20 protein-coding genes and 1 tRNA gene are annotated in these 21,291 nt (G+C 68.1%); 8 read left to right on the top strand and 13 right to left on the bottom strand.

Annotated elements, in window-relative coordinates:
- Positions 1-22 precede the first annotated feature (22 nt).
- Positions 23-343, top strand: coding sequence for a hypothetical protein (locus E4M01_RS06835; RefSeq protein ID WP_135061588.1), 321 nt, complete (start codon positions 23-25; stop codon positions 341-343).
- A 9-nt stretch (positions 344-352) separates the two neighbouring features.
- Positions 353-1,102: an N-acetylmuramoyl-L-alanine amidase gene (locus E4M01_RS06830; RefSeq protein WP_135061590.1), complete on the top strand. Its 750-nt coding sequence runs from the start codon at positions 353-355 to the stop codon at positions 1,100-1,102.
- A gap of 56 nt (positions 1,103-1,158) precedes the next feature.
- Here E4M01_RS06830 and E4M01_RS06825 read toward each other — a convergent pair whose 3' ends face one another.
- The 3 genes from E4M01_RS06825 to tkt are packed head-to-tail and all read right to left on the bottom strand — an operon-like array spanning position 1,159 to position 5,447.
- A complete protein-coding gene (locus E4M01_RS06825) occupies positions 1,159-2,820 on the bottom strand; it encodes a bifunctional diguanylate cyclase/phosphodiesterase (protein WP_245158143.1) in 1,662 nt (553 codons plus the stop codon).
- 16 nt (positions 2,821-2,836) lie between these two features.
- A complete protein-coding gene (locus tag E4M01_RS06820; RefSeq protein ID WP_135061594.1) occupies positions 2,837-3,439 on the bottom strand; it encodes a GNAT family N-acetyltransferase in 603 nt (200 codons plus the stop codon).
- Between the two features lie 58 nt (positions 3,440-3,497).
- Entirely contained in the window at positions 3,498-5,447 is a 1,950-nt protein-coding gene (gene tkt / locus E4M01_RS06815; protein ID WP_135062660.1) for a transketolase, read from the bottom strand.
- A 139-nt stretch (positions 5,448-5,586) separates the two neighbouring features.
- Between tkt and E4M01_RS06810 the strand changes: the two genes are divergently transcribed.
- A complete protein-coding gene (locus E4M01_RS06810) occupies positions 5,587-5,859 on the top strand; it encodes a hypothetical protein (protein WP_135061596.1) in 273 nt (90 codons plus the stop codon).
- Positions 5,859-6,176, top strand: coding sequence for a cell division protein ZapA (locus tag E4M01_RS06805; RefSeq protein ID WP_135061598.1), 318 nt, complete (start codon positions 5,859-5,861; stop codon positions 6,174-6,176). Before E4M01_RS06810 ends, E4M01_RS06805 begins: the two co-directional genes overlap by 1 nt.
- Before the next feature lie 109 nt (positions 6,177-6,285).
- Here the strand turns inward: E4M01_RS06805 and hflX are convergent, their stop codons facing one another.
- From hflX to E4M01_RS06770, 7 genes are all read right to left on the bottom strand, one after another.
- Entirely contained in the window at positions 6,286-7,590 is a 1,305-nt protein-coding gene (gene hflX / locus E4M01_RS06800; protein WP_245158144.1) for a GTPase HflX, read from the bottom strand.
- Positions 7,591-7,674: 84 nt separating this feature from the next.
- Positions 7,675-7,920, bottom strand: a complete 246-nt coding sequence (gene hfq / locus E4M01_RS06795) for an RNA chaperone Hfq (RefSeq protein ID WP_003164861.1) — start codon at positions 7,918-7,920, stop codon at positions 7,675-7,677.
- 111 nt (positions 7,921-8,031) lie between these two features.
- Positions 8,032-8,835 carry an MBL fold metallo-hydrolase gene (locus E4M01_RS06790; protein ID WP_135061602.1) on the bottom strand — a complete coding sequence of 268 codons (804 nt, stop codon included), beginning with the start codon at positions 8,833-8,835 and terminating at the stop codon, positions 8,032-8,034.
- Entirely contained in the window at positions 8,828-9,622 is a 795-nt protein-coding gene (locus E4M01_RS06785) for a TatD family hydrolase (RefSeq protein ID WP_135061604.1), read from the bottom strand. Before E4M01_RS06785 ends, E4M01_RS06790 begins: the two co-directional genes overlap by 8 nt.
- The gene (locus tag E4M01_RS06780) at positions 9,616-10,599 is read right to left on the bottom strand and encodes a DNA polymerase III subunit delta' (RefSeq protein ID WP_135061606.1); all 984 of its coding nucleotides are present in this window, start codon (positions 10,597-10,599) and stop codon (positions 9,616-9,618) included. Before E4M01_RS06780 ends, E4M01_RS06785 begins: the two co-directional genes overlap by 7 nt.
- Positions 10,596-11,222, bottom strand: coding sequence for a dTMP kinase (tmk, locus tag E4M01_RS06775; protein ID WP_135061608.1), 627 nt, complete (start codon positions 11,220-11,222; stop codon positions 10,596-10,598). Before tmk ends, E4M01_RS06780 begins: the two co-directional genes overlap by 4 nt.
- A gap of 47 nt (positions 11,223-11,269) precedes the next feature.
- Positions 11,270-12,142: a septal ring lytic transglycosylase RlpA family protein gene (locus E4M01_RS06770; protein WP_135061610.1), complete on the bottom strand. Its 873-nt coding sequence runs from the start codon at positions 12,140-12,142 to the stop codon at positions 11,270-11,272.
- A gap of 93 nt (positions 12,143-12,235) precedes the next feature.
- Here E4M01_RS06770 and E4M01_RS06765 point away from each other — a divergent pair.
- A tRNA-Ser gene (locus tag E4M01_RS06765) sits at positions 12,236-12,325 on the top strand.
- An 83-nt stretch (positions 12,326-12,408) separates the two neighbouring features.
- Positions 12,409-14,154, top strand: coding sequence for a DUF885 family protein (locus E4M01_RS06760; RefSeq protein WP_135061612.1), 1,746 nt, complete (start codon positions 12,409-12,411; stop codon positions 14,152-14,154).
- Positions 14,155-14,370: 216 nt separating this feature from the next.
- Here E4M01_RS06760 and E4M01_RS06755 read toward each other — a convergent pair whose 3' ends face one another.
- The 3 genes from E4M01_RS06755 to tpiA all read right to left on the bottom strand — a co-directional run bounded on the left by E4M01_RS06755 (position 14,371) and on the right by tpiA (position 17,398).
- On the bottom strand, positions 14,371-16,020 hold the full coding sequence (locus E4M01_RS06755) for a CTP synthase (RefSeq protein ID WP_135061614.1): 1,650 nt from the start codon (positions 16,018-16,020) through the stop codon (positions 14,371-14,373).
- A 123-nt stretch (positions 16,021-16,143) separates the two neighbouring features.
- Positions 16,144-16,563, bottom strand: a complete 420-nt coding sequence (gene secG, locus E4M01_RS06750; protein ID WP_245158145.1) for a preprotein translocase subunit SecG — start codon at positions 16,561-16,563, stop codon at positions 16,144-16,146.
- Positions 16,564-16,648: 85 nt separating this feature from the next.
- Positions 16,649-17,398, bottom strand: a complete 750-nt coding sequence (gene tpiA / locus E4M01_RS06745; RefSeq protein WP_135061618.1) for a triose-phosphate isomerase — start codon at positions 17,396-17,398, stop codon at positions 16,649-16,651.
- A gap of 128 nt (positions 17,399-17,526) precedes the next feature.
- On the opposite strand from tpiA, the gene E4M01_RS06740 reads away from it, so the two are divergent.
- Both E4M01_RS06740 and trpE read left to right on the top strand, forming a co-directional pair.
- A complete protein-coding gene (locus tag E4M01_RS06740) occupies positions 17,527-19,461 on the top strand; it encodes a peptidylprolyl isomerase (protein ID WP_135061620.1) in 1,935 nt (644 codons plus the stop codon).
- On the top strand, positions 19,458-20,960 hold the full coding sequence (trpE, locus tag E4M01_RS06735; protein WP_135061622.1) for an anthranilate synthase component I: 1,503 nt from the start codon (positions 19,458-19,460) through the stop codon (positions 20,958-20,960). The genes E4M01_RS06740 and trpE overlap by 4 nt, the downstream gene beginning before the upstream one ends.
- Positions 20,961-21,291 lie beyond the last annotated feature (331 nt).

The following is a 21,291-nucleotide window of genomic DNA, read 5'->3' as shown; positions in this document are numbered from 1 at the left end:
ATCGCCCCTTAGGATTTGAGCCATGTTCCAGACTCAGCGCTTCGCCCAGATCGGTCAGTCTCCGCGTCGTCGCGGCGGCGGCTTTTTCGCCCCCGTGCTTTGGCTCTTCGGCTTCGTCGCCACCGCTATCGCCATGGCGGTGGGGGCGGTCCTGGCCGTGCTGACCGCTGCGGCTGTGGCGCTGATCGCCGTGGTCGCGGGCGCCTTGGTCTTTTTCACCGGTCTTGCCCTGCGCGCCCGTCGCAAGGCCGCACCCGTCAGCGCCATGGACGGTGACGTGATCGAAGCGCGCAAGGTCGACGGCGCCTGGGTCGCCTATGGCTGGGAGCGCGAGGGACGCTAAACTGTCCTCATGATCGAGGCGCCCTCTCCCAATTTCGACACCAGGCGCGCGCCACCCGACGCGCTCGTGCTGCACTACACGGGCATGCAGACCGGTCAGGCGGCGCTGGAGCGACTTCGCGATCCCCAGTCCCGCGTCTCAGCGCACTATCTCATCGAAGAGGACGGCCGCGTGTTTCGTCTGGTGGACGAGGCGCGCCGCGCCTGGCACGCCGGCCGCGGCGTCTGGCAGGGCGAGGACGACCTGAACACCGCTTCGATCGGCGTGGAGATCGTCAATCCAGGGCACGAGTTTGGCTATCGCACCTTTCCCGGCATTCAGATCGAAGCCCTGATCGCCCTCGTTGGCGACATACGTTCGCGCTGGACCATCCCGGGCGCCCGCATCATAGCCCATTCCGACCTGGCGCCCGACCGCAAGCAGGACCCAGGCGAGCTGTTTCCCTGGAAGCGCCTGGCCGAGGCCGGCCACGGGCTGTGGTTTGAACCCGCACCCGACCGAATTGCCGCGCTCGGCGCCGTTCTGGGGCCTGGCGACGTGGGTCTGGGCGTCACTGTCCTGCGCGCCGGCCTGCATAGGCTGGGCTACGGCCTGCCTCCCGGTCCGAACTATGACGAAGCCACCGTTTCGACGGTCACGGCCTTCCAGCGCCACTGGCGGCCCGAACGGGTCGACGGGGTAGCGGACGGCGAGACGCGCGCCCGCCTGGTCGGCCTACTGCAACTGGCCTCGGCGGAAAGCGTGACCGGCGTGCTCTGACTTCTCCGCCGCCGTGGACCCTGACCTTCGCCGGGAAAATGGAAAAGGGCCAAGCCTCAGGCCGACCGCTGCTTGATCGGCGCCGTGCCGTCGACGAGCGACTCGTTCAGATAGACTTCGGCTTCCGTGGCAGGCAGAGCCGGCGCATAGCCGAAGCCCTGGCCGTAGTGGCACTGGGCGTCCAGCAGGAGCCGCGCCAGATGCGCGTTCTCCACCCCCTCGGCCACCACCTCCAGCGACAGATCTCGACCTAGGTTGACCACCGACTTGACGATCTTGGCCGAGCCTTCGTCCTTGTCCATGGTCAGGACGAAGTAACGGTCGATCTTGAGCGTGTCGAACGGCAGCCGGGCCAAGTAGGACAGCGACGAAAAGCCGGTTCCGAAGTCGTCGAGAGCCAGCGACGCCCCCGCTGTCTTCAGGCGGGTCAGGACCTCGGCTGCGCTGGTGGTGTCGCGCATGATGTCACCCTCGGTGACCTCGAGCTTCAGCGCGCCGCGCGGCAGGCCGGTCTCCTTGATAATCTCGGCGACGTCCTCGACCAGGTTCGGACGCTCGATCTCGCCGACCGAAAGATTGACGCTGCAGAACAGCCGCCCTGCGGTGGGATGGCGCGCGATCCATTCCGCCAGCTGACGCGCCGCCTGCCGCATCATCAGCAGGCCCAGGTCGTTCATCAGCCCCATCTCCTGGGTCAGACCCAGGAACTCGTCGGGCGGCACCAGGCCGCGCCGGGGATGACGCCACCGTGCAAGCGCCTCGAATCCCGCCACCGCGCCCGTGTCGAGGTTCACGATCGGCTGATAGAAGGGCTCGATCTCGGCGCGCACGAAGGCGTTGCGAAGATCCGCCTCAAGCGCCAGGCGCGACAGGCTGTCGCTTTCCAGCGCGCGGCCGTATGCGGCCACGCCGCCGCGTCCGGCGCGCTTGGCGGATTCCACGGCCAGTTCCACCCTGCGCAGGATTTCCGCCGGATCGGGCGCTTCCGGGCCGCCCTCGCAGGGCGCGGCGCCGATGGACACGGTCGGATAGATGTCGAAGCCCGCGACGCGCAGCGGCTGCTCCAGCGCCTGCCGCATCCTGTCCGCGCCTTGCCCCTTCGGCAGGAAGATGGCGAACTCGTCCTCTCCAACCCGCGCGGGAATGGCGTGGGCCGGAAAGGCCGCCGACAGTCGCGATCCGAGGGCCGACAGCACCAGGTCCGCGCGCTCATGCCCCAGCGCCTCGTTCAGCCGCTTCAGCCGATCGACGTCGGCGGCCACCATTTCGTAGTCGCCGGGGCGCGTCAGGGCCTCTCCGACGCGGGACAGGAAGGCGCGGCGATCCAGCAGCCCTGTGAGGGCGTCGGCCTCGCCGCCCGAGAATTTCATTTCCGGGGCGACTACGCCGGCCGCGCGCAACCCATCTTCCAACCAGACCCCGCGCCAGACGCCGATCTCGCCGCCGCGCATCCGAATGCGATGAGCGATCTCGAAGCCTTCAGCCTGAGGCTTCAGCAGCGTATCCGCCAGGCCCCGATCCTGCGGCAGCGCCAGGGCGATCAGCGCTGCGCTGGTGCATTCGGGCGCCAGCGGCCCCAGGCCCAGTCCATGTGTGGCGCCGGTGAAGCGCAGGCTGTCCTCGGAGGGCGTCCAGACCCACAGGGCCGTGTCCGCAGCCGCCAGGGCCTCAATGGCCGTGGCGGCGTCCCAGGCCGGGGCTCGCGGTCGTGTGCTCAAGGCGCCTTGTGCCCCCTCAGGCCGGCGGCGGTTCGCCGCTCCCGACATCGTCCGCGACGACGCCGAAGAGCCAATGATCTGCCCAGTCGCCGTTAATTTTGAGATAAGCCCGCGCCTCGCCTTCCTTGCGGAAGCCCGACTTTTCCAGGACGCGGCGCGAAGCAATGTTGCTGGGAAGGCAGGCCGCTTCGACGCGGTGCAAACGCAGCGGGCCGAAGGCATGCGCCACAACGGCTCGCACCCCAGCCGTCGCATAGCCGCGCCCAGCGAAGCGCTGGCCGATCCAATAGCCTAGCGTGCCTGTCTCGGCCACGCCGCGCCGGATATTTGACAACGTCGCAGCGCCGACGAGAGCCTGGTCTTGGCGGTCGAAGATGAAGAAGGGCCAGGCTGTCCCGTTCTCCATCTCTCGCGCGTAAAGCTGAAGCCGCCGCTTGAATGCGGTTCGGCTAAGGTCGTCTTCAGGCCAACGCGGCTCCCAAGGCTGCAGATACTCGCGGGATCTTTCGCGAAGCGTCGCCCACTGAACATGGTCCGACGGACGCGGCGGCCGCAGTACCACGCCGTGGCCTTCGAGCAACGGCCCGGTCGTCTCGCTCATCCAGTCCAGCAGCGCCATCGGCGTCGACTATTTCACCGCCTGAGTTCGCCTGCAATGAAACAGGCCCCCCAGTCGTCTAGAGGCGGACCTTGACCGCCTTGGCTACGGCTTCCGCGGTGATGCCGAACTTCTCGTAGAGCACTTCCGCCGGGGCCGAGGCGCCGAAGCCGGTCATGCCGACGAAAGCGCCGTCCTCGCCGATGAAGCGCTCCCAGCCCTGTTTGATTGCCGCTTCGACCGCCACGCGCACCGTGCCGCGGCCGATGACCGAGGCCTGATAGGCGGCGTCCTGCTGCTCGAACAGTTCGAAGCAGGGAACCGAAACCACGCGGGTCGGCACGCCGGCCGTCTCCAGCGCCTCGGCCGCCTTCAGCGCGATGGCGACCTCGGTGCCCGTGGCGAACAGGGTGGCGCGCGCCTCGCGCGACGCCGCCTTCAGCTCATAGGCGCCCTTCCTGGACAGGTTCTCGCCCGAGGCGGTTAGACGCACGGCCGGCGTCTTCTGACGCGACAGGGCCAGGGCCGACGGCGTGGTCTTGGTCTCCAGCGCGATCTGCCAGCACTCCAGCGCCTCGACAGTGTCGGCCGGGCGATAGACGTTCAGGTTCGGGATGGCGCGCAGCGCGGCCAGATGCTCGACCGGCTGGTGGGTGGGCCCATCCTCGCCCAGGCCGATCGAATCGTGGGTCAGCACATGGATTACCCGCACGCCCATCAGGGCGGCCAGGCGGATCGACGGGCGGCTGTAGTCCGAAAACACCATGAAGGTGCCGGCGTAGGGGATGACCCCGCCGTGCAGGGCCATGCCGTTCATCGCGGCGGCCATGCCGTGCTCGCGGATGCCCCAGTTGATGTAGCGGCCCTCATAGGTCGGGGCGTCGAAGATCGGGGTGTTCTTGACGAAAGTGTTGTTGGATCCCGTCAGGTCCGCCGAACCGCCGATCATTTCCGGGATGGCGTTGAACAGCGTGTCCAGCGCCGCGCCCGACGACTGGCGCGTGGCCTGGGCCGGCCGGCTGTCGACCAGAGCCTTCAGCTCGGCCTCCAGGGCGTCGAAGGCGTTCGCCGGCAGGTCGCCGTTCATGGCGCGGGTGAAGTCGGCGGCTTGGTCCGACGCCTCGAGACGCGCCTCCCAGGCCTTGCGGGCCTTGGCGCCGCGGCGGCCGACCTTGCGCCAGGCCTGTTCGATGCTCTCGGGCAGTTCGAAGGGATCGTGGGTCCAAGACAGGCCCAGCCGCGTGGCGGCGATTTCGGCGGCGCCCAGGGCCGCGCCGTGGGTCTTGTGGCTGCCTTCCATGGTGGCGGCGCCGCGGCCGATCTTGGTCTTGCAGGCGATCAGGGTCGGCTTGTCCTGGCGAGTCGCCCACTTCAGGGCGGCGCGGACGGCGTGGACGTCATGGCCGTCGACCGCCTTCACGGCCCAGCCCGCGGCCTTGAAGCGGGCCTTCTGGTCCGTGCAGTCCGACAGGGACACCTTGCCGTCGATGGTGATGTCGTTGTCGTCCCACAGCACCGTCAGCTTGTTCAGGCGATAGCGGCCAGCCAGGGCGATGGCCTCCTGCGACACGCCTTCCATCAGGCAGCCGTCGCCGGCGATGACCCAGGTGCGGTGATCGACCAGATCCTCGCCATAGCGCGCCGCCAGATGGCGCTCGGCCATGGCGAAGCCCACGCCGTTGGCCAGGCCCTGGCCCAGCGGACCGGTGGTCGTCTCGACGCCCGGCATATGGCCGTACTCGGGGTGGCCGGCGGTCTTGGCCCCCCACTGGCGGAAGTTGGACAGTTCTTCCTTGGTCGCGTCCTTGTAGCCGGTCAGGTGCAGCAGGGCGTAGATCAGCATCGAGCCGTGGCCGGCCGACAGGATGAAGCGGTCGCGGTCGTGCCAGTCGGGGCGCGAGGCGTCGAACTTAAGAAACTTGGAGAACAGCACCGTGGCCACGTCGGCCATGCCCATCGGCATGCCGGGGTGGCCGGACTTCGCCTGCTCCACGCCGTCCATGGCGAGCACGCGAATGGCATCGGCCATCTGCTTGACGGTGGGCTTGGCTTGCGCGGAAACGACTTCGGTCACGGGTGAGACCTCTCGGACGGCGTTGAAAAGGGGGCGGCGCCGCTTTACCCCGTGGCGCGGGCGGGTTCTATACGAAATCTGGAGGATGCGACCGATGGCCGACGCCACCACCGCCGCCAAGGCTCGGATCGACCGCGCCCTCGGCGCGCTAGAGCGCAAGATCAACGCCCTGAAGGCGCGCCCAGTCCCCGGCGCGGCGGTCAGCGACGACGACCTGTTTGCGCCCAAGGATGTGACCGACGCGGTCGCCGCCCATCGCATCGCCGAGCTGGAGGCCGCCGGACGCCAGGCCGCCGACGCCCTGGCCCGCGCCGCCGAGGCCGTGCGCGACGTGCTCGAGGAAGACGATCAGGAGGCGCGCGCCTGATGGCCACCGTCACCATCGACATCAACGGCCGCCCCTATCAGGTGGGCTGCGCCGACGGTCAGGAAGAGCGCGTGCGCATCCTGGCGCGCCAGTTCGACGCCCATGTGCGCTCGGTCGCGGGCGACGTCGGCCAGGTCGGCGACCTGCGCCTGTTCCTGATGGCCGCGCTGATGCTGGCCGACGAACTGCACGAGGCGCGCGGCAAGGCCCAGAACAGCCCGTCTCCCGCCGCCCCCGCCTCAGCCTCCTCCGACGGCGTCGCCGAGGCCCTCAACGCCGTCGCGGCCCGCATCGAGAAGATCGTTCAGGACATCTGACGGCGCGACGGCGGAACGCCATCGAGCCGGCAGGTGCGAGGGGTTTCGAAATCCTAACGGCCTTGAGCAGCCGGATTGAACGGCGCTGTGGATCGACAGCGGACTTTGACTACGTCGCCGTAAACTGTCGCTCGAACCGACCCAGCGCCGCCGGGTGCAGCCGAACGGTGACTCGCGTCCGCCCGGCCTCGTCGGTTTCGCGACCCGTGACCCGGCCGTTCTCATAGAGCCAGGCCAGGGCCTCGCCCTGATGCGGCTCAAGCACCAGTTCGCTCTCGGGCTCGTCGTCGATCAGGCCCGCGATGGTGTCGCGCAGGGCCTCGATCCCCTCCCCCGTCCAGGCCGAGACGGCGACCGCCTCCCCGTCGCGGGCGCGGCGCTCGGCCTGGCCCAGGACGACCTCGCGGGCCTCGTCGTCCAGCAGGTCGATCTTGTTCCAGACCTCCAGCACGCGGCGCGGGCGATCCTCGGGGATTTCGATCTGTTTGAGCACGGCTTCGACATCGGCCGCCTGGGCGGCGCTGTCGGGCGAAGCGATGTCGCGCACGTGCAGGATCAGATCGGCCTCGCCCACCTCTTCCAGCGTGGCGCGGAAGCTTTCGACCAGTTCGTGCGGCAGGTCGGAAATGAAGCCGACGGTGTCGGCGATGATGGCCGGACGTCCCTGCGGCAGGCGGATCGTGCGCTGGGTCGTGTCCAGCGTGGCGAACAGCAGATCCTTGGCCATCACTTCCGACCCCGTCAGCCGGTTGAACAGAGTCGACTTCCCGGCGTTGGTGTAGCCGACCAGGGCGACGGTCGGGAACGGAACCTTCTTCCTGGCCTTGCGGTGCAGGCCGCGCGTGCGGCGCACCTCCTCCAGTTCGGCCTTCAGCCGCACGATGCGGTCGGCGATCAGGCGTCGGTCGATCTCGATCTGGGTTTCACCGGGACCGCCGGTCGCGCCGGTGCCGCCGCGTTGACGCTCGAGGTGGGTCCAGGTCCGCACCAGACGCGAGCGCTCATAGTCCAACCGCGCCAGCTCGACCTGCAGCCGGCCTTCCTTGGTGCGCGCCCGGCGACCGAAGATTTCGAGGATCAGGCCTGTGCGGTCGATGACCTTGCAGTCCCAGGCCTTCTCCAGATTGCGTTGCTGCACCGGCGTCAGCTGGTCGTCGACGACCACGGCCTCGGCCTCGGCGGCTCGGATCAGGGCGGCCAGTTCCTCCACCTTGCCCGTGCCGAACAAGGTGGCGGGCGTGGTCTTGCGCAGGCGCACGATCTCTTCGGCGCGCACGTCCAGATCCAGCGCACGGGCCAGGCCCGACGCCTCCTCCAGCCGCTCGGACGCCAGACGCGGGCTGTCGCTGCGTCCGTCGGGGTGGATGACGACCGCCCGGATCAGCGGAACGGCGTGGTCGATGAGTTTTGTCAAAGAGTCTCTGTCAATGAAAGCCGCCAGCCGACTCGGACCCGGACCTGGGCCCTCGGGTCAGGCCCGAGGGTTGACGCTGGCGCGTCAATCTTCTTCGGCGTCGGGCTCGTACAGCTGCACGGGCGCGGACGGCATGATGGTGGAGATGGCGTGCTTGTAGACCAGCTGCGACTGGCCATCACGGCGAAGCAGCACGCAGAAGTTGTCGAACCAGGTTACGATGCCCTGAAGCTTGACCCCATTGACGAGGAAGATGGTCAGCGGCGTCTTGGTCTTGCGGACCGAATTCAGGAAGGTGTCCTGCAGGTTCTGGCGTTTGTCTTGCGACATGGCAGGTTTGTCCTGTTCTTGTTTCTGGCGGCGGGAGGCCGGTCTCGACCTTAAACGCCGTCCTGCGACAGTCGCAACACGCGCGTCAGCCGCATCGACACTTTCCTGGCGTCAAAGTCGGACCTCCAGTCGAAGGTTGTCGACGCCGACCTGAACATTGGCCGGCAGCCGTCCAGATAGGCGTTCGTAGTCCATATCCAAGTGCAGATTGGTCAGGACCGCTCGGCGAACGCCGCAACGAGCAATCCAGTCCAGTGTCAGGTCTAGATGAGCGTGCGTGGGGTGAGGCGTCATCCGGAGCGCATCCACGATCCACAGATCGGCGCCCTGCACGGCTTCCAGCGCCGCCGCGTCTAGATCTGACACGTCGCTGGAATAGACGACCGGCCCCAGGCGATAGCCGACCGATCGGATCGGTCCGTGAGCCTGATCGAACGTGCGCACCGGGATGGCGCCCCCTGGGCCCGTGATCGACCAGTCTGCCCCGTGCGGCGGCAAATCCATCGCCTCGACGATGGCTGGATAGCCGAGCTTGGGCTCGAAAACATAATCGAAGCGATGGGTCAGGGCTTCACGCGTGGCCCGGTCCATCCAAGCCGGAATCCGGCTGCGCGACCGAAGGGCGAAGACCCGCAGATCGTCGATGCCGTGGGTCTGGTCCGCATGGTCGTGCGTGTAGAGCACAGCGTCCAGGCGGGTGATCCCAGCTGCAAGAGCCTGTTCGCGAAGGTCCGGAGAGGTGTCGATCAGGACATTGGTCTCGCCATGCGCACCCCTTCGTCGCGCCAGCATGGAGCAACGCGTACGCCGATTGCGCGGATCGGTCGGATCGCAGGCGCCCCAGTCGCCGTCGCCCCGCGGCACCCCGCCGGAGGAGCCGCAGCCTAGAATCACCACTTCGAGCGCCTCAGCCACGCTGGACGTCCGGACGGGGGACGCGGTCGAACAGGGCGAAGAAGGCGTCGGTGGTCCGCGCTTCGGCCTCAGCCCGGTCCCAGCCTCGGATTTCGGCCAGCTTGTTCAGGACGTGTCCGACATAGGCGGGCTCGTTGCGCCGACCCCGATGGGGAACCGGCGCCAGATACGGACAGTCGGTCTCGACGATGATCCGGTCCGCCGGCATTGCGGCAATCACCTGACGCACGTCCTCCGCCGCCTTGAAGGTGGCGATGCCTGAGACTGAGAACCATGCACCTAACTGCGCAGCAGTTTCCGCCAGCTCTGCACCACTGGTGTAGCAGTGCATCAGGAATCGAAACGGGCCGTCAGCCTGCTCTTCGCGCAGAACGCCCGCCATCACATCGTCAGCTTCACGCGTGTGCACGACCAGGGGCAGCCCCATGTTTCGGGCCGCCGCTATATGCTGGCGAAAGACGCGCTCCTGCACATTGCGCGGGCTCAGATCATAATGGAAATCCAGACCGCATTCCCCGATCCCGATCACGCGCGGCCGTGCGGCGAGGTCGATCAGGACAGACGGCGTCAGGTCCTCGTAATGGCGCGCCTCGTGAGGATGGACGCCGACGGTGCACCAGATGTCGTCGTGCGCCATGGCCAAGCCATGCGTCGCCTCGAACGTCGACAGCCGGTCGGAAATTTCGACCATTAAGGCCACGCCGGCCTCTCGAGCCCGGGCGATAACGGCGTCGCGGTCCTCGTCGAACTGGGGCGTGTGCAGGTTCACATGGCTGTCGATCAGCATCCCGCCGCCTTCCGTGTCCGCTCGAGGTCCGAAAGCGCTCCGGCCAGGGCGTCGCCTCGGTCCAGGTTCAGGCCGGCGACACGGTCCGGCAGTTCGGAGAGCCGGCTCCACAGCTCCGCCCATCGGGCGCCCTGCCTCGCGTCGTCGCGCGCGCGCTGGCCCACGACGGCGATCAGCCGCTCCATCAGGCGCTCGAACCGCGCCTGTCCCTCGGCGCCCCGGAAGCCGTCGGCCAGCGCCAGGGTTTCGGCGCGATTGGTCAGGCCTTCGTCCACCCAGGCCCGCGCCAGTCGGTCAGCCTCGAGGCTTTCCGCCGAGGCCAGGGCCAGGGCCTGTCCGGGCGATCCCCCGGCCATGGCGGCGGCGGCTTGGGCGACGTCGGCGCCTTCCCCCGTGCGGCGGCTCACCAGCGCCTCCAGTTCCGCCTCGGGCCAGGGCGCGAAGCTCAACCGCCGACAGCGCGAGCGAATGGTCGGCAGCAGCCGACCAGGCGAATGGCTGATCAGAAACAGCACGCCGTCCGCAGGCGGCTCCTCAAGAATCTTGAGCAAGGCGTTGGCGGCGTTGACATTCAGATCATCAGCCGCATCCACGATGGCCACCCGGCGATGCGCTTGGGACGGGCTCTTGGAGAAGAAGTCCGGCAGGTCGCGCGCCTGATCCACCGAAATCGACTTCTTCTGCTTGCCGCCCTCCACCAGCCGCTCCAGCACCAGCAGGTCCGGATGCGACTGCGCAGAAATCAAACGATTGACCGGATCGAACGGGTCGGAGCCTAGCGGCCCCCGCGCCGGGTCGGCCTGGGCCCCCAGCAGTCGGCGCGCGGCGCGATAGGCGAAGCTGGCCTTGCCGCGCCCCTCCGGGCCCGCCAGCAGCCAGGCGTGATGCAGGCGGCCACGACTTAGCGCGTCCAGAAAGGCCGCTTCGGCGCCGGCGTCGGACACCAGGTCGTAGCGGTCGCGCGGATGGTCGCTCACAGCAGCCGCGCCTCGACCACGGCCCACAACCGCTCGGCCACCTCGTCGGGGGTGCCCACCGCATCGATGACCACGCAACGATCCGAGTGCCGCTCGGCGATGCTCAGAAAGCCATCGCGCAGGCGTTGATGAAACTCGACGCCCTTGGACTCAAACCGCGTCTCGAACAGGCCACGGCCAAAGGCGCGCTCGAGGCCGATCTCGACCGGCAGGTCAAAGATCACGGTCAGGTCGGGCTGATCTCCACCCACGATGGCGGCGTCCAGCGCCTCAATGAAGGCCTCTGGCGCACCACCGCCGGCGCCCTGATAGGCTCGGCTCGAATCGGCGAAGCGGTCGCATACGACCCAGCGCCCCTCTGTCAGGGCCGGCAGGATGGTCTTTTCCAGATGGTCCGAACGGGCCGCGTACATCAACAAGGTCTCGGTGCGCGGCGACCAGGCCTCGGCCTCGCCTTCGACCACGAGCTTGCGGATCGCCTCGGCGCCGCGCGAGCCGCCGGGCTCGCGCGTGCGGACGGTCTCAACGCCCCGCGCGTTCAGCCGCTCGACGAGACGGGCGACCTGGGTGGACTTGCCGGCCCCCTCCCCGCCTTCGATGGTGATGAATCTGCCGCGTGTCACCGGCGCACAATGGCGACCCTCACGCGGCAGGCAAGCCCGAAGGCGGCCTATTGCGTGGATATCGTCCGCGCCTGACCGTATCCGCGCGACACCAACTCCTGGCGCGCCAGTTCCGCCGCGATCGGGTCGGTCCACGGCCCCGTCATGACGCGCCAGCCGCCGCTGATGCCCGCATCGGCCCGGGCCCGCTCGCCCAGGCTGTAGGCCAGCCCCTCGGCCGCGCCGCGGTCGTTCAAGGTCGCCACCTCGATCCAGACGCCCGTGGGTGTGGCCGAAATCGCCGCCTTTGGCGCATCAGCCCGCGCCGCCGCGACCACCGGACGCACGCCTGGCTCGGACAGATAGGGCCGAGCGGTCGGGGGCGAGGTCGGACGCTGCGGCGTCAGCGCCGCCTGCTGCAGGGGCGCGCCGCCGCCCAGGCGCGGCGCCTGGCCCAGATAGCGGACCCGCACCTCGCCGACGCCGCGGTTCAGCAGGCCAAGCTCCTCGGCCGCCGCGCGCGACAGGTCGATGATCCGCCCATCAACAAACGGGCCGCGGTCGTTCAGCCGCAGCACGGCGCGTCGCCCGTTGGCCAGATTGGTCACTTCGACGAGACCCGGCAGCGGCAGGGTCTTGTGGGCCGCGCTCAGCGCATGCATGTCGAACCGCTCACCCGTCGCGGTGGGTAGGCCGTGGAAGGCATCTCCGTACCACGACGCTTGGCCGACCTCGTCATAGTCGGGCTGCACTGCGGGCCGATACCACTGTCCTCGGATTTGGTAGGGCCGCATGGTCCCCGACACGATCGGCGCCGGATCGGTGACCACCGGCGCCGCCGCCAGGGGCGCAGCGCCGCCGCCCTTTGTTCCCGCGCTGGCGCAGGCCGCCAGCAGGGCCGTCAGACAGCACGCCGCGCCTATCCGGCCCGCACGCCGCATCCAACCGTCATTAGTCGCCATCATGGCGCGCAGAATGACCGGCAGAATTTCCTCTTTGGTTAACGCGACCTTGCCTGCTAAGCGGGCGCCCGAGGACAGGTGGCCGAGTGGTTTAAGGCAGCGGTCTTGAAAACCGCCGTAGGTGGAAGCCTACCGTGGGTTCGAATCCCACCCTGTCCGCCACCCGAGCTTCATTCGCCCGGGGAAGGCCTGTTGCGCTCGCCGCATTGCTCCGGTCTGATGCCTCCATTCGGGGAGGTCTGCTCATGTTCAAACACTGCGCCGTTGCGACGCTCGCTCTGGTTCTCTTGGCCTCGCCAGCCGCTGCTCAGTCGTCGGCCGGGGCCTTCGCCAACCTTCTCGCCGAGCACGAGCGGATCGAGCGACGTTTCGATCCGGTGACGTCCGGCGCAAACGGCGACGAGGCGGCCCTGTCGCGGCTGCCCGACGGATCCCCGGCGTCGGTTGAGGCGCGCAGATCGGCGCTGGCAGAACTCAGGGCGCGCCTGAGCGACGTCGCCGTGTCCGAACTGGGAGAGACTGATCGACTCAGCCACGCCCTGCTTGTCCGCAGCATTGACGACGATCTGGAAAGCATCGCCTTTGACCGCGCCCGTCTGAGCAGCGGCGGAGGCGGCTTTGACGGCCTGGGACGGAACACGCCCTTGCGGTCCCGAGCGGACGCTGAGGCTTGGCTAGCGCGCATGCAGGCGATGTCTGGATCGATCCGCCAGGGAATCGAGAATGGGCGCAGGGGGGTTCAATCCGGCTGGACCCAGCCGCGCCAGATCATCGAGCGTTCGCTGAGCGTCGCGCGGGCAACGGCCGAACGGCCGGCCGAGAACAGTCCCCTGCTCCTGCCCTTCGAGACCCTCCCTCAGTCGATCAACGCTGAAGAGCGAGCCGCCTACCGCGAGCGCGCGCTGCAGATCATCCGTGAGGAGATCGTTCCGGCTCAGCAGGAAAGCCTGGCTTTCGTCGAAACCGAGCTGCTGCCCGCCGCCCGCGCGGGTTTGGGCGTTCGCACCCTGCCGAACGGCGAGGCCTATTACCGCTATCTGGTTCGGTCGAACACCACGACCGACATGACCCCAGACGAGGTTCACGCACTGGGCCAGTCCGAGGTGCGCCGCATCCGCGCCGAAATGGACGGCGTCATCGCCAGAACGGGGTTCGAGGGGGACTTCCAGGCCTTCCTTCAATATCTGCGCACCGATCCCCAATTCTACGCCAAGACGCCCGAAGAGCTCGTGCGGATCGTGGCCGAGATCAGCCGGCGCGCCGACGCCGCCCTGCCGCGCATCTTCGGGACCCTGCCGCGGCTGACCTATGGCATTCAGGAAACGCCGGCGGAGACGGCGCCGACCTCGGCAACGGCCGGCTACACCCCCGGCAGCATGGCGCTGGGCCAGGCCGGGACCTATGTGCTGAACACCTACCGACTGGACCAGCGGCCGCTGTACGAGATGCCGGCCCTGACCCTGCACGAGGCGACGCCGGGCCACCACCTTCAGGTGGCGTTGATGCAGGAGCAACCCGAAGCGCCGTACTTCCGTCGGACGTCTTGGTTCACTTCCTATGTCGAGGGCTGGGGCCTGTACGCCGAGACACTCGGCTACGACATGGGCATGTACACGACGCCTTACGAGGAATTCGGCCGCCTCTCCTACGAAATGTGGCGAGCCTGCCGTCTGGTGGTGGACACGGGCCTGCACTGGCTGGGATGGACCGTGGCTCAGGCCCGCGAATGCTTCGAGCAGAACACCGCCCTTTCGCCGCAGAACATCACCGCCGAGGTCAATCGCTACATCGGCAATCCCGGCCAGGCTCTGGCCTATAAAATCGGTGAACTCACCTTCCGTCGGCTGCGGGCCGAGGCAGAGACGACCTTAGGCGATCGGTTCGATTTGCGTGCATTCCACGACCACCTGCTCAGCGCCGGCGCACTGCCCATGGATCTGGTGGAAAGTCGCATGCGGGCCTGGGTTCAGGAGCAGCAGGGCGCCCGCTGAGACGCGTGATCAGGCCGGCAGGATCAGCCGTACGATCCAGAGGCCGCCCGCAAGGATCGCGGCGGCCAGTCCGAGCGTCACCGTCACGCGGAAATGCCGGTGAAGGAAGTACAGAAACTCGCCTGCCATGGAGCCCTCCCGGCGAACGTCTGAGCCATAATGGCACAGGTCGCCGAGTCTCACGCAACAAACGTGCGTGAACGGTAGCGGACAGAGCTAGACCAGCCGGCTCTGCTCCAGCGCGGCGCCGATGAAGCTGGCGAACAGCGGGTGTGGGGCGAACGGACGGCTCTTGAGTTCGGGGTGATACTGGACGCCGATGAACCAGGGGTGGTCCGGCCGCTCGACCGTCTCGGGCAGCACGCCGTCCGGCGACAAGCCCGAAAAGACCATGCCGGCTCCCTCGATCGCCTCGCGGTAGTTGATGTTGACCTCGTAGCGATGGCGATGACGCTCGCTGATGGCGGTCGCGCCATAGATGTCGGCGATCCGGGTTCCGGCCTTCAGCGTTGAATCATAGGCCCCCAGGCGCATAGTGCCGCCCAGATCGCCGCCCTGTTGGCGCAGAACGCGCTGATTGCCCTGTGTCCATTCGGTCATCAGGCCGACGACAGGTTCGGCGGCGGGCCCGAACTCCGTCGATGAGGCCTTGCTCAGGCCCGCCAGGTTCCGCGCGGTTTCGATCACCGCCATCTGCATCCCGAAACAGATGCCGAAATACGGAATGTGTCGCTCGCGGGCAAAACGCGCCGCCTCGATCTTGCCTTCAGCTCCGCGCTCGCCGAAGCCGCCGGGCACCAGAATGGCGTGGGCGTTCTGCAGTCGCTCGGCGCAGGCCTCGGGGTCGCCCTCGAAGGTGTCGGCTTCGACCCAATCGATGTGAACCTTGACGTTGTTGGCCACGCCGCCGTGATGCAGCGCCTCGATCAGCGACTTGTAGGCGTCCTTCAGCACCGTATACTTGCCGACGACGGCGACGGTGACCTCGCCGTCCGGGTTGGTGCGGCGGCGCACGATCTCTTCCCAGCCTGACAGGTCCGGCTCGGGCGCGTCGGTGACGCCGAAGTGGGCCAGGACTTCTCGGTCCAGCCCCTCGCGGTGATAGTCCAGCGGCACGGCGTAGATGTCGGCCGAATCCATCGCCTGGATCACGCCGCTTTCGCGCACATTGCAGAACAGGCCGATCTTGCGCTTCTCGTCGGCCGGAATCGGCTGTTCGCAGCGGCACAGCAGAATGTCGGGTTGGATGCCGATGGAGCGCAGCTCCTTGACCGAGTGCTGCGTCGGCTTGGTCTTCATCTCACCGGCGGTCTTGATGAAGGGCAGCAGCGTCAGGTGCATGAAGCACGACTGGCCGCGCGGCAGATCCTGGCCCAGCTGGCGGATGGCTTCGAAGAACGGCAGGCCCTCAATGTCGCCCACCGTGCCACCGATCTCGACCAGCACGAAGTCCACATCCTCGCCGTCATCGGTCAGGGCCTTGGTCAGGCAGAAGGATTTGATCTGGTCGGTGACGTGCGGGATCACCTGAACCGTGGCGCCCAGATAGTCGCCGCGCCGCTCTTTCTCGAGGATGGTCGAATAGATGCGGCCGGTCGTGATGTTGTCGGACTTGGCCGCCGACACGCCGGTGAACCGCTCGTAGTGGCCCAGGTCCAGGTCGGTCTCGGCGCCGTCGTCGGTGACGAAGACCTCGCCGTGCTGATACGGGCTCATCGTGCCCGGATCGACGTTTAGGTAGGGGTCGAGCTTGCGCAGGCGGACCTTGTAGCCGCGCGCCTGAAGAAGCGCTCCGAGAGCGGCGGAGGCGAGGCCTTTTCCAAGCGAGGAAACCACGCCGCCGGTGATGAACACATAGCGAGCCATGGGCGGACACCCTACTGCATGATTCGCCCGGCGCGAGAGTGCGCCATGCGGACGAACTGTTGATCAAAAGAAGAAAGCGCGCCGGTCGGGCGCGCTTTCGGGGTCGTTTTCAGTCCGGTCGCCCTACTGGGCGGGAGCCGGCGCCGGAGCCGAGGCCGCCGGAAGGCTGGCTTCCAGGTCGTCCAGCGACGGTGCGGTCCGCGTCGGCGCGGCCGGTTCGGCGGGTTGAGCGCCCGCTGCGGCCGGCGCCTGGTCGCCAATGGCGATGGAGCCGACGGCTTCGGCGTCAATCACCGAGCGCGAGCCGCGCTCCATGTTTCCGGCGATGGTCAGGCCGATGGCGCATGCGAAGAACAGCACCGCCAGGATCGAAGTCGTGCGCGTCAGCAGGTTGGCTGCGCCGCGCGCGGTCATGAAGCCGCCGCCGCCGCCGCCGCCACCGCCCATGCCGAGCGCGCCGCCCTCGGACTTCTGCAGCAGGATCACCCCGGACAGGGCGACCGAGATGATGATCATGGCGACGAGGAGAATGGTCTGGAGCATGGCGGCCGACATGTGGGCGCGGAACTGCGCCGATCAAGCGGCGGCCTCTAACACCGAAGCCGCTCGCGAGCAATGAAGTCGAGGTTCAGGCGGCCCGGATGATGCCCAGGAAGTCGTCGGCCTTCAGCGAGGCGCCGCCGACCAGAGCGCCGCCGACCTCGTCCACCGCCAGGATTTCGGCGGCGTTGCCGGGCTTCACCGACCCTCCGTACAGGATGGGCGCGGCGCGGCCGCCCTCTCCCAGCCTGTCGACCAAGGCGGCGCGCACGGCGGCGTGCACCTCGGCGATCTGCTCCAGCGTCGGCGTCAACCCCGTACCGATGGCCCAGACGGGCTCATAGGCGACGGCGAAGGCGTGATCCGCCAGGCTCTGGGGCAGCGAACCGGAAATCTGGCTCCTGACCACATCAATGGCGGAGCCGGCCTCGCGCTCCTGCAGCGTCTCGCCGATGCAGATGACAGGCTCCAGGCCCGCGCGCAGGGCGGCCTCGACCTTGGCGCAGACGTCGGCGTCTGTCTCGCCATGGCCCTGTCTGCGTTCGGAGTGCCCCAAGATCACCAATTCGGCGCCGGCCTCCGCCAGCAGTTCGGCCGAAATGTCGCCCGTGAAGGCGCCTTCCGCCTCGGCCCGACAGTCTTGGCCCCCGACCTCGACGACAGAACCCGCCACGAGCTGCGCCAGCCGCGAGACGAGGGTCGCAGGCGGCATGACGGCCAAGCGGCAGGACCCCGGCTCGGCGCGGAGGGTCTCGACCAGGCGGCGAGCCTGCGCCAGCCCGTCCCGCTGACCGTTCATCTTCCAGTTGCCGGCGATAAGCTTCACGGATTGTTTCATGCGGTCTCTTTAGGCGCCGCTCTCGCTCAAGCCAAGCCGCGACCGCAGTTCGCTTGCGGGTTGGGGACTAGGGGCCCTATACGGCCAGGGCACGCGTCCCAACTCAGCCGCTCATCCAGGTCCGACCCATGATCTCCAACTTCCGCAACTTCGCTCGGTCCAAGTGGGCGGTCGGGTTGCTCGCCGTCATGGCGCTGAGCCTGCTGGTCACGGGGGGCACCCAGATGGACGTGTTTGCCAACCTGGGCCCGCGCCACGTCATCAGCGCGGGAGATCGCAGTCAGGATCAGGCCGAATTCAGAGCGGCGTTCGAGCGGGTCCGCGCCAATGTGCAGGAGCAGGCTGGTCGGCCCGTAAGCTTCCAAGACATGGTCAACGAAGGCCTGCACCTCCGGTACCTTGAATCCCAAACTGAGAGATTTGGCTTTCTTGAGTGGGCCTGGAAGGCGGGCGTACGCCCGGGCAAGGAGCTGGTCCTGAAGCAGATTCGATCGCTGCCTGCCTTCTTCAATCAGGTGACAGGGCAGTTCGACGCGGATCGATACAATCAGCTCCTGGCCGAGCAGAATGTGACCTCGGTGGAGGTCGAACAGGACTTCCGGGATCAGGCGTTGATTGAGCACTTCGGCTCCGGTCTGTTTGCGGGCGCGCGCGTGCCTCGCATCTATGGAGCTCTCGTCGCGGGCCAGGCTCTGGAGAGCCGGGACGGCCGCTGGTTCACAGTGACCCAGGCCATGGCCGGGACCACGCCCGCCCCTACCGAAGCGCAGCTTACGGCGTTCCTGAACGAAAACGCGGCCCAGCTTCGCCGGCCCGAGTTCCGCATGGCTTCGCTCGTGCTGTTCACGCCTGACGCGGCGTCGGTGCGCGCCCTGCCCATCACCGAGGCGCAGATCACCGAGCGGTTCGAGTTCCAGAGAGACGCCCTGTCCGAACCCGAACGCCGCACCTTCACCGCCCTCACGGCGCCGGATCGAGCGGTGGCTCAGCGGATTCAGGCGGCTCTCCAGGCTGGTCAGGATCCCGCTGAAGTCGGTCGGGCCAACAATGTTCGGCCGGCCGTCTATGACAGTCAGCCGCAGAGCGCCATCGGCGACCGAGCGGTCGCCCAGGCGGCCTTCACCATGAGCCCGGGCCAGATTTCCGAACCCGTGCAGGGCGGCGTCGGCTTTACGGTGGTCAAGTTGAACGCCGTCACGCCCGGACGCGCGGTGACGCTGGACGAGGCGAGGCCGCAGATCCTGGAGGAGCTCCGCACGCAGGCGGCGCGCGCTCAGACCTTCGAGCGCGTCGAGGCCTACGAACGGGCGCGCAGCGAGGGCAAGACCCTGGCGGCCGCCGCTCAAGAAGTCGGAGCCCGGATCATTCAACTCCCGCCCGTCACCGCCGAGGGCCAGCTGCCTGACGGCCAGCCCATCAACGCGCCTCCGCAAGTGCTCTCCAGCATCGCCAGCCTGTCCAAAGGGGCGGAGAGCGACGTCATCGATGCGGGCCAGGGCCAGTATTTCGCCGTTCGCCTGGACGACATCACCCCGGCCGCCCTGCCGAACCTGGACGAGGTGCGCGAACCGCTGGCTCAGCAATGGGTGTTGCGCGAGAACGCCAAGCGCCTGGCCGCAAAGGCCGAGGAACTGGCCGGTCGCGTCCGCGGCGGCGAGGACATCGCCGCCGTGGCCGCCTCGGCGGGCGCGCCCCTGGTCGTTCGCGAGGGCCTGCAGCGCAATCAGCAGGCGGTGACCGACGTTGGTCAAGGCGTGCTTCAGGGCTTGTTTGGCCAGGCCCGCGGCCAGGTCTTCAGCCAGCCCAGCAGCAATGCGACCTTCGTTGTAGGCCGGGTCGATCAGGTCCGCGCCGCCACGGTCGCCCTCGCCGCGCCCTTGGCCGAGCAAGCCCGGCCGCGGGTGACGCAGGACATGTTTGACGGCCTGATCCAGACTGGCTTCACCGCCGCCGCCGCGAAGGTCAAGGCCAGGAACGACCCCGCCCGGGCGCTGGAGGCGATCGGCGTCGAAGCCGCCGCCAATCCGGCCGGTGCAACGCCGGCCGCTCCGCCGGCGCAATGAGCCGAGCGGCTGACGCGCCGACCGAGGCGCGCTTCAGCGAGGACTTGGCCGGCGGCCGGCCCGCGGTCCTGGTTCGGCGCCTGGTGGACGACATCGAGACGCCCGTCTCGGCCTTCCTGAAGGTCGGCCGAGGTCGTCCTTGGACGTGCCTGCTGGAGTCGGTGGAGGGCGGCGCGGTCAACGGCCGCTATTCCATCCTGACGCTGGATCCCGACGTGGTCTGGCGCTGTCGCGGCGATCTGGCCGAGACGTCGCGCGGAGAGGCGGTGGCCGCAGGGCGGTTCGAACCGGAGGCCCTGCCTGCGCTGGAATCCCTGCGCGCCTTGATGGCGGCCTCGAGGTTCGACCTTCCCGACGACCTGCCGCCCATGGCGGCCGGCCTGTTCGGCGTGTTCGGCTACGACATGGTGCGGCTTCTGGAGCCCTTGGGTCCGGCCAACCCGGATCCGCTGGATCTGCCCGACGCGGTGCTGACCCGGCCGTCGCTGGTGGCCATCTTCGATTCGGTCGCGCACGAGATCGTCCTGGTCGCGGCCGCCTATCCCGACGTCGGCGCCGATCCTGAAGAGGCCCTGGGGGCCGCGCAGGCGCGTCTGGATCGGTTCGAGGCCGAGCTCGCCGCCGCCGCACCGCGTCCCGGCGGAACCGAAACCGCCGCCCCGGCTTTCGCCTCTCCGGTCGATGAGGCCGGCTTCGGCGCCCTGGTGGCGCGGGCCAAGGACTACATCGGCGCCGGCGACATCTTCCAGGTGGTGCTGAGCCACCGCTTCAGCGCGCCCTTCGATGGCGATCCCTTCGCCGTCTACCGCACCCTGCGCCGCCAGAACCCCTCGCCCTACCTCTTCTATCTGGACATGGCCGAGTTCCAGTTGGCCGGCTCCAGTCCCGAGATCCTGGTCCGGCTCAAGGACGGCGAGGTCACCATCCGCCCCCTGGCCGGCACCCGCCCGCGCGGCGAGACGCCCGAGGCCGATCGCGCCCTGGAGGCCGAGCTCCTGGCCGATCCAAAAGAGCGCGCCGAACACCTGATGCTGCTCGACCTGGGCCGCAATGACGTCGGCCGCGTGTCGCAGCCCGGCTCGGTGCGGGTGGCCGAAAGCTTCAAGATCGAGCGCTACAGCCAGGTCATGCACATCGTGTCGGACGTGCGCGGCCGGGCCGACCCGAAACTTGACGCCGTTGACGCTCTTCTGGCCGCCCTGCCCGCCGGCACCCTGTCCGGCGCGCCCAAGGTGCGGGCCATGGAGGTCATCGACGAGCTTGAGACCACCAAGCGCGGCGTCGGTTATGGCGGCGGGGTTGGCTACATCTCGGCCGACGGCCAGGCCGATATCTGCATCGTCTTGCGCACCGCCCTGTTCGCGCGCGACCAGGTCTTCGTCCAGGCCGGCGCCGGCGTCGTCGCTGACAGCGATCCGGCCGCCGAGTACGCCGAAACCCTGGCCAAGGCCCGCGCGCCGATGAAGGCCGCCGGCGACGCTTGGCGCTTCAAAGGCTGAGCCGCAGTCGGCGGTTCGATTCACACTGGCGGCTCAAAAAAACACCGTCCGAATAGTGTGAATGGTGTGAAATCTCGCTGAGGCGTCGCTATGGGCTTCGAGGGCGACGGCTTGGCGTCATGGCTTCGATCCCCGTTTCGACCTGTGGGCTCGATCATAGCACCGCGCCGCACCGTGCCAGGAAAATCGCTTCCGGAGCGCGACTTCCCGTTGTTTTATAATGCAAATCGACAAGCGGGGATGTGCAACGCGCACGGGGAGCGGTAATCGATAAGAGCTTTGAGCGTCGAACGCCGACTTTGCCTTGCGCGCCGCCTTCGAACATGACTGG

The sequence above is a fragment of the Brevundimonas sp. MF30-B genome (assembly GCF_004683885.1).
Taxonomy (GTDB): domain Bacteria; phylum Pseudomonadota; class Alphaproteobacteria; order Caulobacterales; family Caulobacteraceae; genus Brevundimonas.
This window is presented reverse-complemented; position numbering and strand designations above follow the sequence as displayed.

Excerpts from the sequence above, each read along its gene's own strand:
- tpiA (WP_135061618.1), bottom strand. The coding sequence starts at position 17,398 with ATGAAACAATCCGTGAAGCTTATCGCCGGCAACTGGAAGATGAACGGT.
- E4M01_RS06740 (WP_135061620.1), top strand. The coding sequence starts at position 17,527 with ATGATCTCCAACTTCCGCAACTTCGCTCGGTCCAAGTGGGCGGTCGGG.
- E4M01_RS06805 (WP_135061598.1), top strand. The coding sequence starts at position 5,859 with ATGGCCACCGTCACCATCGACATCAACGGCCGCCCCTATCAGGTGGGC.
- trpE (WP_135061622.1), top strand. The coding sequence starts at position 19,458 with ATGAGCCGAGCGGCTGACGCGCCGACCGAGGCGCGCTTCAGCGAGGAC.
- E4M01_RS06830 (WP_135061590.1), top strand. The coding sequence starts at position 353 with ATGATCGAGGCGCCCTCTCCCAATTTCGACACCAGGCGCGCGCCACCC.
- E4M01_RS06835 (WP_135061588.1), top strand. The coding sequence starts at position 23 with ATGTTCCAGACTCAGCGCTTCGCCCAGATCGGTCAGTCTCCGCGTCGT.
- E4M01_RS06810 (WP_135061596.1), top strand. The coding sequence starts at position 5,587 with ATGGCCGACGCCACCACCGCCGCCAAGGCTCGGATCGACCGCGCCCTC.
- E4M01_RS06755 (WP_135061614.1), bottom strand. The coding sequence starts at position 16,020 with ATGGCTCGCTATGTGTTCATCACCGGCGGCGTGGTTTCCTCGCTTGGA.
- E4M01_RS06760 (WP_135061612.1), top strand. The coding sequence starts at position 12,409 with ATGTTCAAACACTGCGCCGTTGCGACGCTCGCTCTGGTTCTCTTGGCC.
- E4M01_RS06770 (WP_135061610.1), bottom strand. The coding sequence starts at position 12,142 with ATGCGGCGTGCGGGCCGGATAGGCGCGGCGTGCTGTCTGACGGCCCTG.
- E4M01_RS06785 (WP_135061604.1), bottom strand. The coding sequence starts at position 9,622 with ATGCTGATCGACAGCCATGTGAACCTGCACACGCCCCAGTTCGACGAG.
- secG (WP_245158145.1), bottom strand. The coding sequence starts at position 16,563 with ATGCTCCAGACCATTCTCCTCGTCGCCATGATCATCATCTCGGTCGCC.
- hfq (WP_003164861.1), bottom strand. The coding sequence starts at position 7,920 with ATGTCGCAAGACAAACGCCAGAACCTGCAGGACACCTTCCTGAATTCG.
- E4M01_RS06820 (WP_135061594.1), bottom strand. The coding sequence starts at position 3,439 with ATGGCGCTGCTGGACTGGATGAGCGAGACGACCGGGCCGTTGCTCGAA.
- tkt (WP_135062660.1), bottom strand. The coding sequence starts at position 5,447 with ATGGCCGATGCCATTCGCGTGCTCGCCATGGACGGCGTGGAGCAGGCG.